The sequence below is a fragment of the Ruegeria sp. CL5 genome (genome assembly GCF_056536485.1).
On the sequence record NZ_JBQFPS010000003.1, the window covers coordinates 206,555 to 220,347 of the forward strand.

Below are 13,793 nucleotides of genomic sequence, written 5' to 3' on the forward strand. Positions count from 1 at the left end.
CGGATAACGCGCGTTGTCCCTGCATAAGCGCGCAGATATAGTTGCCACAATTGTCAGGTCGATTTCGGGTTCTGGACGTTCGGCTTTTGACGAGTTGTATATGTGAGCTATCAAGGGCATTACGTGTGAGTTTGAAAAATCGCAACACCCCACCCGAGCGCCACGAGCTTCGAAAAGTCCGCAACCAAGGCAACAGCTTCCTTGCGCTTGCGTTCCTGTTCAGTGTGTTTGTCAACTTGCTGATGTTGACCGGCCCTCTGTTTATGCTGCAGGTATATGACCGGGTCCTTGGGTCACGCTCGACCGAAACACTGTCAGCTTTGTTTCTGCTTGTCGCATTGCTTTATGCGCTGATGGCGATGCTGGACTATGCACGTGGCCGCATCGTTGCCAGATTTGGCGCCCGTTTCCAGTCATCCCTTGATGAACGCGTGTTTGAAGGAACGATGCGTCGTGCCCTGTTTCCGCAAATTCGCTCAGCGCCTGCTACGGCGTTGCGCGATTTAGAGTCGATTCGCTCGTTATGTGCCTCCCCTGTTTTGCTTGCAGTGATGGACCTTCCGTGGACCCCAGTATTTCTTGCTGCGATTTTTCTGTTTCACCCATTGTTGGGCTGGCTAGCGGTGGCTGGTGGTACACTTTTGGTAGTGATTGCTCTACTCAACCAAGGTTTAACGCACCGTAAAGTCGCTGAAGCGCAGGCGGCCACAGCCAAAGCCAACGCATTTTCTGAACACGCACGGCAAGCTGCCGAGGTGGTTAGATCGCAAGGTATGCAGGAGGATGTATCTAAGCGTTGGTTGAAACAGCGGACCGAAGCGCTCTCGCAGTCGATTTCCGCCAGTGACTGGACAGGCAGTTTCACCTCTCTCACCAAATCACTTCGGCTGTTTCTTCAATCTGCGATGTTGGCACTAGGTGCATGGCTTGTTCTTCGCAATGAAATGACACCCGGTGCGATGATCGCAGGCACTATTCTATTGGGTCGTGCTTTGGCGCCGATTGAGATGGCTGTTGGCCAATGGTCTATGATTGAGCGTGCGCGTACAGCCTGGATCAACCTGAACCAGTTTCTCGACTCTACACCACCAGAGGCATCGCGCACGAAGCTGCCTACCCCCAAGGCACATCTTGTGGCAAAAGGCTTGACCGTAATTCCGCCCGGCGCCAAGACACCCACATTGCGCAATGCCGCGCTTGAGTTGGAGCCCGGCAGAGCGCTTGGCGTCATCGGCAAAAGCGGATCTGGCAAAACAACGCTTGCAAAGGCGCTGCTTGGTCTATGGTCCCCTGCAGCAGGCGAAATCCGTCTGGGCGGCGCAACGCTGGACCAATACGATCCTGACGATCTGGGGCAACACATTGGTTATCTGCCGCAGCAGGTAACCTTGTTCAATGGCACTGTGGCCGAGAATATTGCCCGTATGTCTCAGTCACCTGATCCCGAAGCTGTAGTTGCAGCAGCGAAAACGGCCAATGCACATAATTTGATTCTCGGCCTTGAAAAGGGCTATGATACGTTCCTCGAAGGGAACGATAGTCAACTCTCGGGTGGTCAGAAACAACGCATTGCACTTGCGCGGGCACTCTATGGCAATCCAGTTGTATTGATCTTGGATGAACCCAACTCGGCTTTGGATGCCGATGGAACTCTGGCTTTGAACACTGCGGTACGCGAGCTTAAGAAAGCAGGCAAATCCACCATCATCATGACCCACCGCCCGCAAGCTATCTCAGAGTGCGATGATCTTGTCGTCGTTGAAAAGGGTCAGATCGTAAAATCCGGCGGGCGCGATGAAGTGTTGAATACAATGGTACAAAACGCCAACGTCATAAAACGGCATCTGAACAAGGTGGGTGAATGATGTCAGACAAGAGTTCACGTCCAACCTGGAGCATCACGGCACCAGCCGTTGTCGGCTTGTTGGCCCTGGCAATTCTGGTGTTAGGATTAGGAATCTGGAGCGTCCGCACCGAACTGGCCGGGGCGATCATTTCCCAGGGTGTGATTGAAGTCCAAAGCAACCGTCAGGTTATCGAACATCCGGATGGCGGGGTAGTCGGTGAAATCTTCGTGCGTGACGGTGATAGTGTCACTGAAGGCGAATTGATGCTGAGGCTCGACGATACTTTTTTGGCGTCGGAGACAACCATCGTTGAATCACAGTTGTTCGAGTTGCTTGCCCGAAAGGCTCGGCTTGAGGCAGAGAGGGACGGCGCGGATATCGATGCACTTGCCCAAAGCCTGCAGGAGCTCAAATCCAATGAAACAATCGGTGAGGATTTGCTGGCAGGCCAGCAACGTTTGTTCAATGCAAGACTTGACACGCTATCCCAGCAAGTTGACCAGTTAGGCAAGCAGAAGGTTCAGATCGGAAACGAGATTGAGGGCACGCAAGCGCAACTTGCATCGCTGAACACGCAAGTTGGACTCATTAGAACCGAACTTGAAGATCAGCAGGGTTTGCTGCAACGCGGTCTGACGCAAGCAAGCCGCGTCTCTGCGCTACAAAGAGAAGAGGCAAATCTTACCGGGCAAATAGGACAGCTTGAGTCAACCATTGCACGGCTCAAGGGCCAGATCGCAACGACCGAAATTCAGATTGTCCAACTGCAGGCCACCCGCCGCGAAGAGGCGATTACCGAACTTCGAGACGTTCAATCTCGTGCGGTTGAGTTGGCAGAAAGGCGCCTTGCACTAACCGAGCGTTTGTCGCGCCTGGATATTCGCGCACCCGTTGCTGGCACAGTTTATGACAGCCAGGTTTTTGCGATTCAGTCGGTCATACAACCCGGTGAACCGATGATGTACGTAGTTCCTCAGGACACTCCGTTACTGGTTGCCGCGCGTGTTGATGCATTGCATGTGGATCAGTTGCATCGTGGACAGGATGTCGCCCTTCGGTTCCCGGCCTTCAACCAGCGTGACACCCCCGAGATCGAAGGCCATGTAATCAACGTTTCGGCTGACACGTTCACCGATGAGACCAGCGGTTTCACTTTCTATCGGGCCGAAGTAGTGCCCGATGAAGGCCAGCTTGATCGTCTCAACGGTCAGGAACTGCTGCCTGGAATGCCAGTTGAAGCTATGATCAAGACAGATGAGCGTACGCCTCTATCCTATCTGATCAAACCATTGGCTGACTATTTTTATCGCGCATTCAGGGAGTGATCGGGGCCTGAAGCCCATGCTCAAACTGCTTCGACATTTCCCAGGAGTATTGCAGTCATATCAAGCGTCAAAGCGCCATCTATTATGGTGACATCGACGCTTGTATTGTAATTTACATTGTTTCTGGAGATATCAGACAAATTTTCGTTCGCGTCCAGAAATACCCATTCGGCCCCATGTGCGGTGGGTTGTCCAACCGCGACTTGTAGAATCGCCAGCGCGTCGAGGGCATTAACCGACCCATCTCGGGTTATGTCGGCTGCGATGAAATTCTCTGCAGCGGCAGACCCCCAGGTTGGATCCAGACCGACCGACATACGCAGAACCTGCAGAGCATCCAGCGCGGTAATTTCGCCGCTCGCTGTCGAATAAGACTTGATGATTTCTAGTTGTCCGGGAAACGTCCCATCCGGTACTTCCAAATCGAATTCACCATATTCATTGGCTTGCACTGTGAGAGTAGAGCCTCCATCAGGCGTAAACCGGATTTCGGCATCCCCAAGCGCTGGATTGCGGACGAAAGCATCAAGCGTAAATGCGCCAGCTAAACCTTCAGAGGCGTTGTTATCCGGACCGGAACCCAAATCAACCGGGATGTGGTCCGGCCCACTAAACCCGGACCCGAACACCTGAGCGCTGGTCAAAGGGGTGTTGGTATCCGAAATCAGGTCGATTGTTTCATCAAGATAGGTTATGCGTGCGCCTGTCGCTGTTGAGGTAAAATCCAGCTGCGCAGGAGTCCTAAGGAACGGGTAGTGCGACAAGTCCAGCCGATCTGTCCCGGCCTGAAAATCCGAAATTACAGTTGGACCACTGCTTTGACGGATCACGAAGACATCTGCGCCTGCACCACCTGTCATGATCGTTGAACTTGTACCGGTGATCAGGATGTCGTCGCCCGCTCCACCGTTCAGGGTTGAATCCAGAATCCCTCCGCTTAACAAATCGTCTTGCGCGGTCCCGGTTACCGACCCCAAGCCTTGCGAGACAACTCCCAAATCCGCAACTGATACGCTGAGATGGGTTATGCCCGGATCTATTTGAGACGTTGCAAAAACCTGTAGTTCATCCCCTACATGCGCCACGCTGAGCGTTTCAACATTCTGTAATCTGGTTTCCAGCGTGTCTGCAAAACTATCCATATGAACGAGTTGCCCATCCGGGGTCATCGTGAACAGTGTAACGCCGTCATCGCCGCCCCCTGCCAGGACAAAAACCCGCCCCTCTACTTCAATGACCGATAGATCCTGTACAGATTCGAATCGGGTATGCAGTGTATCCAGGACGTGATTGGTTGGTCTGAGCTGTCCATTGTCGCCCAATTCCATGACGCTTATTGAGTTGCTTTGCGAACCCGCTACGACGACCCATGATTTGCCATAAGCCTGAACAACTTCGATAGCAGTTGGCGCGCTTATCCCGAGCGTCTGAATCGAAGTATTTCCATCTACCGCGGATAGTACACCTGAATTCTGGTCGACCAAATACGGCTGGATAGAGCTGCTTGCAGTATCAATGGACATGACGAAATGTTTCGATCCGACTTGTAACGCCCGTAGCTCATCTGCTGAGCCTGCAACCGAATTTATCAGGCTCAAAGTCCCGTCTAGATTGATGTGATACGTTGCAAGCTGCCCTGTATCAGTTTGTGCAAGCGTAAGAATTTCGTTTGTACCTACCGTCAACTGTGTCGCTGCAGAAATATCTCCGCCGCCAGACAGAGTGTTTGTTTCGCGGATGCTGCCAATGCTTCCATCCGGGTTCAGGTCATATCCGATCAGACCCGTCGAGGTATCGACGTCCAAAATTAGCTGATCGCCAGAGGCGAGTTGGATTGGAATGCCACTCCGACCGACTTGATACGAGATCGACGCGTCGAAATACTGCAGGTCTATTTCCTGAGGCGATACTTCCGAACCAAGTTGCCACGAAACGATCCCGCCTCCGGGTCCAGTGATACTATAGAGATACGTTTCTCCGTTAAACGTTTTTAAAGCCGTATCGCCGATACCTGAATCGAGCGCTGCGGTCCCCGTTGCCACCACACTTTCGAACTGAAGCTTCATCGCCCCTACCCCCTACCACCCCTGGCAGTGGAAACAGGATGGAACGATGCGCAGACCAGAACCAGAGCAGAAATGTGGTGAAAATAGGGACTTCGGTTCCAGATTAATTCAAGTTTTCCGGTTTGCTCCCCCAAAGGTGTCAGATCGCGCCACTGATCAATGGGTTCGAACCGGGAAATGCGGGAACTGCAAAAAACCGCGTCCATCAAATGTGAGGGCAACATGACCAACAACATCGGCTCGACCAAAATTTCGATCACGGACTCTCAGCCCAATGCGCAGCGCAAGCGCCATGTTCGCAACTGGATAGACAAAAAGCTCAAGCTATTGGCCAAGCGTGGATTTGCAGGTGGTTTTGGGTCAACACTATTGGCATTGCCGGTGTTGGCACAGACGACCGACGAACAGCTCGAATCCTATCAATTTGCAAATTCGATCCCCGGAGTTCTGGTTATTAAATTGCTTGCAAATGGTGATGTCCGACTAAGCTTGGCGGATGGTCGAACGATTGTTGTCACCGCCGATAACGTTCAAATTCTAGAAAACGGCGCGATTATGCTTGCCGACGGGGTTGCCGAAGAAATAGCTCAATTCAGTCTCGCAGCGGAAGCCGCCGGAGCGACCGCCGCCGCGGGCGGGGTGAGTGGCGCGGGGCTTGCATTAGGTGGGCTGGGTATTGCCGGTGCAGCAGCCGCTGCTGGCGGAGGTGGTGGTGGAGGGGGCGGGAGTGATGAAGACCCCGAGCCACCTACGGTCGCAACAGAACCTCCTCGCCCACCCAGCCTTAACCTGCAGGAATTGCAGACAAATGAACTTAATAATATCAGCAGCAAATCAGCGACCCCCGAGGGCACAACTTCGGTAGAAGTAACTATTGGTCCCGTCACCAGAGCTGTCACCCCCGATATCGATGGAAACTGGAGCGTTTCGCTGACTCAAGCCGAAGCAGCCGCGCTCCCTCAGGGGATTTCAACGGTTACAATTCGACATCTGGATGGTGTGGGCACGGAAATTTCGGTGGATACCGCCAAGTTTGACGTCGATACAGTCCCTCCTACATTGGAAATCACCGCGTTTTCAGCTGGCGTAGTTTTGAATGGCGCAGAACAGAACGGCGCTCTTGAAATCTCGGGCACAACAGATGCGGAAAATGGCCAAATTGTCGCGGTAACGGTCGGTGGTCAGACCTATCAAGGGACAGTTTCTGGGGGCAGCTGGGACGTCTCGGTACCAGCCGTTGATCTTGCGGCTTTACCAGACGGAGCTAACATAGCAGTAACGGCAGATGTAACTGACCGCGCAGGCAATCCCGCCGTTCAGGTAAATGATGCATTTGATACAGACTTCTCTGCTCCTGCTCTGACCCTGAACCCTGTTGCCGGCGGATCTATCGATCTTGCAGATGTTGGCGGCGATCTGGTTCTGACGGGGACAACCACCGCCGAGAACGGTCAGGCCGTTACCGTATCTTTCGACGGCCAAGATTATGGCGGAACCGCTTCGGGCGGCAGTTGGTCGGTGACGATCCCGAATGGGGATCTTTCTGGACTGGCCACCGGGGTGCCCGCTACCATTTCTGTTGCGATCAGCGATGCTGCGGGTAACCCTGCAACACCCATTGTTGTCTCTGTACCGGTCGATCTCACTGGTCCTTCGATAGCAATTGCTCCCCTATCCGTCGGTGCCGTCTTGAACGCAGCTGAGGTGGGTTCTGATCTGACCGTAAATGGGACAACAGGAAACGTATCTGACGGTCAGCAAGTTTCGGTCACTCTGAACGGCCAAACTTATACAGATTTGGTATCGGGCGGCAGTTGGAGCGTGAATATTCCAAGTGCAGATCTCATAGCACTCGCTGATGGCGGAAGCTTCAACCTGACGGCCGACGTTACTGACGCTGACGGCCTACCGGCTCCGCAGGACGTTGTCGGCCTGTCCAAAGATGTTTCAGCGCCCACATTGAACATTGACAGCTTTTCGCATGGCGCAGTCATGAATGCGACAGAGCGTGATACCGACCTGACCGTCTCAGGAATCACTTCGGCTGAGGATGGCCAAACGGTGACCGTATCCCTCAACGGACAATCCTATACGGGTATTGTTACAGGAGGGTCTTGGATTGCCACCGTACCTACCGCAGATTTGGCGCTGCTGTCAGATGGCGCGACGATATCCGTGACTGCAAATGTCTCCGATTCTGCTGGTAACCCGTCATTGCAGGCTTCCAGAAGCTTCGACACTGACTTCACACCTCCAGCATTGGTGATTTCGTCCCTATCCGATGGTCCGGTGATAAACATCGCCGAGCAGGTTACTGATTTGGAAATTTCCGGAACGTCCAACGTCGGTGATGGAACACAAGTTACTGTCCAAATTGTAGCTTCAGATGGCACTGTTTTGCTAAGTGGTTTCACCCCTGTCAGCGGAGGTGGCTGGACTTACACTGCGGCCGCATCTGACCTGAGCAGTTTGCAAGATGGGGCATCATACACCGTAAATGCTTTGGTTTCCGATGCCGCTGGGAATGACAGTAGCGCCTCGGCAAGTTTCAGCACGGACCTTGATGCACCTACGATTACGATGAACCCTCTGACTGTGGGTCCTATACTGGACGTGATTGAACAGGGATCTAATCTGAACGTTTCAGGTTTCACCTCCGCTGAAGATGGACAGTTGGTTACTGTCAATCTAAACGGTGCGGATTATACTTCTGTGGTTTCTGGTGGTACTTGGGCTGCGGTTATACCTTCTGCCGATTTGCTTGGGCTCGCTGATAGCAGCAGCTTTCAGATCACAGCATCGGTCCAGGACGCAGCAGGGAATCCGGCAATTGACGCAACAGCAACGTTAGATACAAACTTCCGTCCTATCCTGAGCCTCAATACGCCCGGAACGAATGGAGCAGTTTCACTAACCGAAGCGCAAAGCACTGGATTAACGATCTCTGGTGGGTCTACGGGTTTAACGCCAGGTCAGGCGATCGATGTCACGCTAAATTCAGTCTCCATCGGCAGCGCAACCGTTGCCGCTGATGGAAGTTGGAGCCTTGCAGTGTCGGCTGCAACCTTCGCCTCGATCGATGCTGGAGACTCTCTCGATTTTTCTGCACAGGCAACTGTGTCTGGTGGTCCGAACCCCTCCCCAATTTCGGTTGAAACCTTCGCTCATGTGCCAGCCGCTTATACTATTTCTGAGGTTGGTCGAAGCGGATCGGCGGTGACATTTGAGATCTACGCAGACCCGGATCGCGATATTTCCAGCGGGCTGGCATTTACAGCTGATCTGGGCTTTGATTCTTCGATTGCGACTTATGACAATGGGTCCGAGATCGAGAACGCGGATTTCAACCTGTTCCTTGCGAACCCAAGCGGAGGTTCAACGATCAGTTTCGCCGGAGCTGCGACAAGCTATGGAGATTTGTCGCAACCAGTTGTTACATTCACGATGACCGTGCAGGATGCAACCAAACCGATAGTGCTGACGTTGACCACACCGGATGGCGGGCCGTCGCAACTTCATCTGGGCACCGCTGGGGCTGATCATCTAATCGGGTCAAACGTCGACGATGTCATCCATGGCGGCGATGGAAGCGATATGATTGACCTCTCAGGCGCAGGTCGTGACGTTGTTGTGTTTGATGCAGATCCGGCGGCGAATGGCCTGGATAGTGTTCGCAACTTTACACTCGGCCCGGCAGCGAGCGTATCAGACGCGCTGCTATTTCATAATCTCGATGCAAGTACGCTGCGCGGTGACGGTACTGGAGTTGAGTTGCTTATGGCAGGAGGCACAATCGGCTCAAACACCGGCTTCGTTGGTTTGGAAACTTCACTTGCTGATCTGGATGTCAACACGATTGCCAGCGCTGCAGAGAACCTGACAGGTGCTCAGGCCGGAGGGGAGATATATCTTCTTGCAACAGATGGCTCTGACAGCCTTCTTGTCAAAGTCGATTATTCAAGCCCAGGTTCAGCGTCGGTCGAAACACTGGCCCAGTTTGAAGGGCTTGCGGACCTAAGTGCGTTGACATCAGACAACGTCCTGTTGACCGACCCGACCGGCGCTTCTGCGTAAATCGCCGATAGGCATTTGGCGAGATTACCTGAGTTGATCTCGCCTTATCCTTACAAGAGGTTTGTATGACAGAGAATGGTCTTGTCCCCGTACATGTTGGGCGTCATCGCAACTTTTTCTGGCGTCGTTTCACGTCTTTCGGATTTGCCCAAGGCATGGCCGGATGTCCGATCGTCGTTTCAGAAATATCTCGGATTGCGTCTGCGTTCCCCATTGTGTTCCAGCGGCAGGGGGATGATTTCATACCGACGGCGCTGTTTTCAGTCGCTGCTGGCATAGCGTCACCCTTTGTCGATCCAAAAGGGCATTGGCGTGCGCCGTATGTACCGTCAGCGCTTCGTTCCTACCCGTTTTACGCAGGGCCTTCTAGAAATTCCGACGTTCCTGCGGTGCAAAAGTTGTGCCTGTACGTAGATGAAAACTCTGGATTGTTGACGCGCGATCCACAAGATAATCCATTTTTTACCGATCAAAATAAACTGACTCAGGACCTCCAGGACGTGTTGCAGTTTTTGCAACATCGTGAAGCCGCAGCAATCACAACCCACGGCCTTTGCACATTGCTTGCAGAAATGGAGCTTTTCATTCCCCTTCAGGATTTTGAAGGGATCGCTCTGCCCCCAGCATGTTGGGGCATCGATAGAAATAAACTAAATCGCGCTCCGGATGTTTTCAATCTGACGCTGATAAAAAATGATGCGTTTGAACTTATCCACGCTCATCAAATTTCGTTGTCGCAATGTGCATGGCTGGCACAAGCGCAGAGAGGCTCAGAATACTATCATTCGTCTTCGAGCGACACACTAAACGGGTTCTTAACCGCGATGGTCAATGATGTAGCCCATGATCACACAAACGCAGAGCCGATCAATGAGATGGGCTAACTATCTATCAAATCTACCGTTTCTGGCGACCGTGCTGTTTTCTACTCAGAAAATAGCGCCAAACCTAAATTTTGAAAAGCGGGTAACGTTTGTGAGCCAATCCGTAAATTCGAATGATCCGGTGATCGTCAAATTAAACTATTGGGATAGGCTCACATGAAAGTTACCCATGGTTCTTTAACACCGCTAGAATCTTGCTTGTTAAATGTAGCAGCCACGCTCGAACGCACTTTGACAATTTCGACCCTGTCTGCCGCACGGTCGGGTGAGGCGGATGATCTAACCGTTCGCGACGCGATAACTTTGGCGCAAAATGCCGGAATGCAGGTTGGTTTTGGAGCACAAAAAATCAACGCATTTGACGCAACACTGGCGCCAGCGATCCTGTTGTTGAGTGATGATCGTGCCGTCGTTTATCATGGCCGCTCGCAATCGGGTGATCTCTTACTCTTTGATCCAGCGTTAGGCGATGGCGTCGGAGAGATTTCTGAGGGAGACTTTCAGGAAGCATATACAGGCTATGCCTTACTTTTTCGACGGTCGCACGATGACGAGGTCGGCACCTCTGACGCGAGGCACGAAGGGCACTGGTTCTGGTCCGCGCTCGCGGCGAATCGCTGGTCTTACTTTCAGGTCGCGTTGGCGGCTGCGATGGCGAATATTCTGGGGCTGACGACTTCAGTTTTCATAATGATTGTCTACGACCGGGTGTTGCCGAACGAAGCAACGGAGTCTCTCCTAGCTCTAACTTTCGGCGTGTGCTTGGCATTGATATTCGACTTTGCGCTTAAGCTCTTGCGCGCCGGTTTCATTGACCGCGCCGGACAACAAGCCGACAAGTTCATGGGGCGGCGCATCTTCGACCAGATGCTGAATATCCGCATGACCGCACGGCCAGGTTCAGTCGGTGAAATGGCCAGCACGATAAGAGAATTCGAAACCCTGCGTGAGTTCTTTACTTCGGCCACTTTGGTTGCGGTTGTGGACTTGCCGTTCATCGCCGTCTTTATCCTTACCATCTACCTCGTCGGGGGGCCATTGGCGCTGGTTCCAGCACTTGCCGTACCGGTTGTTTTGCTGAGCGGATTAGCTGTCCAACCAATGTTGTCACGGCTGGCGGAAAATAGCTTTGCCGATGGACAGTCAAAGCAATCTGTACTGGTCGAGACAGCAACTGGTCTTGAGACGATCAAGACCACAGCTGCAGGTCGGAAAATGCAAACGCGCTGGGAGAATGCAATCGTGCGCCAGTCGGAGCATGGGGCGCGTAGTCGCGCCATTACCCAGTTCGCACTGAACCTGACCGGGCTTACTCAACAAGCCGCGCAAGTGTTGATTGTGTTCTACGGCGTATTTCTTATTGCAGATGGCCAAACCAGCATGGGTGCGCTTGTGGCATCAGTTATGCTGACTGGACGGGCTTTGGCGCCATTGGGCCAGTTGGCTCAGACACTTACGCGCATCAATCATGCGCGTAGTGCTTTTAGCAATCTCGATAAGCTTATGCAGGCAGATAACGAACGGCCGCAGGGCCGGTCATGGGTGAGCCGACCCGAGATTTCCGGGCGCATCGCGTTTAATAATGTCCATTTTACTTACCCCGAGCAAACAGACGATACGCTAAAGGGTGTTTCCTTCACCATCGAACCGGGTGAAAAGGTAGCGATCCTTGGCCAAATTGGATCGGGCAAGAGTACGATTGCGCGATTGCTGCTGGGTTTATATCAGCCGCGCGTGGGATCTGTAATGCTCGATGGGCTGGACATCCGTCAAATCGATCCCGGAGAATTGCGTCACAACGTTGGCTCGATCTTGCAAGATATTTGGCTGTTCTCCGGTTCAATCAGGGACAATATTGCCAGCGGTATGATGCGTCCGCACGATAGCGATGTAATCCGCGCGGGCCAGGTAGCGGGGGTTGAGGATTTCACCGCCAAGCACCCGCGCGGTTACGATCAACAAATCGCCGAACGTGGTGAAGGCCTGTCAGGCGGTCAGAGACAATCAGTTGCTCTGGCGCGGGCGCTCATCGGCCGCCCCCCGGTGTTGGTGTTGGATGAACCGACAAGTGCCATGGATATCAAATCCGAGGCGGAGACAATCAAAAGGTTAAAATCTGCAACGCAACACACCACGATGGTGATCGTGACACATCGTACAAGTTTGTTGGAACTGGTGGACCGCGTCATCGTGATTGAGGATGGCAAGGTCGGCATGGATGGACCCAAAGGCGTTCTTGCGCAACATGTTCGCAATCCCGGGAGGCATCTGAATGTCGCGGCATCCTGAACTCAAACAGCTCGCGCGCGAAATGCAAGGGCAGGCACCGCTCCGGGGATCCGTGTTACTGTTCCTGATAGTGGGATGCATCATCACCGCGGTTGCGTGGGCAAATTTTACAGAGTTGGACGATGTTGTACGCGCCGATGGCCGCATAGTACCCTCCGGAGACATTCAGGTTATTGAAGCCACCGAGCCGGGGGTTCTGCAATCTCTGCATGCATATGAAGGGCAGCTGGTCGAAGCCGGAGCGTTGTTGATGGAACTCGACAGTAACCAGATTGAACGTGAGTTAATTCAGGAACAACAACGCGCATATGCTTTAATGGCGCGTGCCCAGCGACTGCAGGCGGAAATAGACGGGAGTGATCTGCAGTTTGGCGAACCCTTGTTGAGCGAAGCTCCTAGCGTCGTACGATCAGAAACAGCGCTGTATCGGGGGAGGCAAGCTGAACTTGCCTCCGAGATTGCAATTCTGACGAAACAACACGAACAAAGACAGCGCGAGTACGAAGAGGGTTTGGTGGATCAGATTACAACAGTGGAAACATTGAATGTTCTGGCTGAAGAGCGCGCAATGATGGAGCCTCTGGTTGAGCAACGCATGGAACCTGTAACTACATTGCTTGCATTGCGTCGGAGTGAGGCAGAATGGACTGGCCGAAAGACCAGGGCTGAGGCGGTGATAAGCCGCCTTAAGGCCGGTCTTAACGAAATAGATGAAAAAGTAAGCGCTACGCGCAGCAGATTTCGCAGCGCTGCACTTACGGATTTGGCATTGGTTACGGCTGAGCTGTCGGCGTTGCAACCTGCCCTGCCCTCGCTTCGTGACCGGGTGTCGCGCGCGCAGATTCGTGCTCCGGTTCGAGGCATTGTAAATCGCATCCACAGCACGACAATCGGAGGTCTGGCGCGCAGCGGTGAAGAATTGATCGAAATCGTCCCATTGGACGACGGACTGTTGGTGGAAGCCTACATTCGCCCCGATGACATCGCATTTTTGCATGCAGGACAACAGGTTAAGATAAAGATTACGGCCTACGACTATTCTCGATACGGCAGCTTAGACGGTGAGATCATTCGCATTGGAGCTGACGCAGTAACGCGTACTGACAGGAGTGAAGAAGAGGTCTTCGCAGTTGAAATTCAGACCTCGGACACCATGCTAGACGGATCTGGTATGGCGGTCGAGATCATACCCGGAATGATCGCGGAAGTTGATATCCTTGCGGGACGAAAAACGGTGCTGGATTACCTGATCCAACCGGTATTGAAGATCAAGGACCGGGCATTTCGCGAATGAGCTCTCGCCTCAAG

7 protein-coding genes are annotated in these 13,793 nt (G+C 53.0%); 6 read left to right on the forward strand and 1 reads right to left on the reverse strand.

The window, feature by feature from the left end:
* The first annotated feature begins 125 nt into the window (after positions 1-125).
* Positions 126-1,865: a type I secretion system permease/ATPase gene (locus ACR0IU_RS07090; RefSeq protein ID WP_480715751.1), complete on the forward strand. Its 1,740-nt coding sequence runs from the start codon at positions 126-128 to the stop codon at positions 1,863-1,865.
* Complete coding sequence (locus tag ACR0IU_RS07095) at positions 1,865-3,172, forward strand: HlyD family type I secretion periplasmic adaptor subunit (RefSeq protein ID WP_480715752.1); 1,308 nt, start codon at positions 1,865-1,867, stop codon at positions 3,170-3,172. Before ACR0IU_RS07090 ends, ACR0IU_RS07095 begins: the two co-directional genes overlap by 1 nt.
* A gap of 20 nt (positions 3,173-3,192) precedes the next feature.
* Here the strand turns inward: ACR0IU_RS07095 and ACR0IU_RS07100 are convergent, their stop codons facing one another.
* Positions 3,193-5,238 carry a dockerin type I domain-containing protein gene (locus ACR0IU_RS07100; protein WP_480715753.1) on the reverse strand — a complete coding sequence of 682 codons (2,046 nt, stop codon included), beginning with the start codon at positions 5,236-5,238 and terminating at the stop codon, positions 3,193-3,195.
* Between the two features lie 222 nt (positions 5,239-5,460).
* Here ACR0IU_RS07100 and ACR0IU_RS07105 point away from each other — a divergent pair, with 222 nt between their 5' ends.
* The 4 genes from ACR0IU_RS07105 (at position 5,461) to ACR0IU_RS07120 (ending at position 13,779) form a co-directional block, all read left to right on the forward strand.
* Positions 5,461-9,312 (forward strand): Ig-like domain-containing protein, encoded by a 3,852-nt coding sequence (locus ACR0IU_RS07105; protein WP_480715754.1) that lies wholly within the window; start codon positions 5,461-5,463, stop codon positions 9,310-9,312.
* A 65-nt stretch (positions 9,313-9,377) separates the two neighbouring features.
* Entirely contained in the window at positions 9,378-10,196 is an 819-nt protein-coding gene (locus ACR0IU_RS07110) for a SapC family protein (RefSeq protein ID WP_480715755.1), read from the forward strand.
* Between the two features lie 156 nt (positions 10,197-10,352).
* Complete coding sequence (locus tag ACR0IU_RS07115; protein ID WP_480715756.1) at positions 10,353-12,485, forward strand: type I secretion system permease/ATPase; 2,133 nt, start codon at positions 10,353-10,355, stop codon at positions 12,483-12,485.
* Positions 12,469-13,779: an HlyD family type I secretion periplasmic adaptor subunit gene (locus ACR0IU_RS07120; RefSeq protein WP_480715757.1), complete on the forward strand. Its 1,311-nt coding sequence runs from the start codon at positions 12,469-12,471 to the stop codon at positions 13,777-13,779. The genes ACR0IU_RS07115 and ACR0IU_RS07120 overlap by 17 nt, the downstream gene beginning before the upstream one ends.
* Positions 13,780-13,793 lie beyond the last annotated feature (14 nt).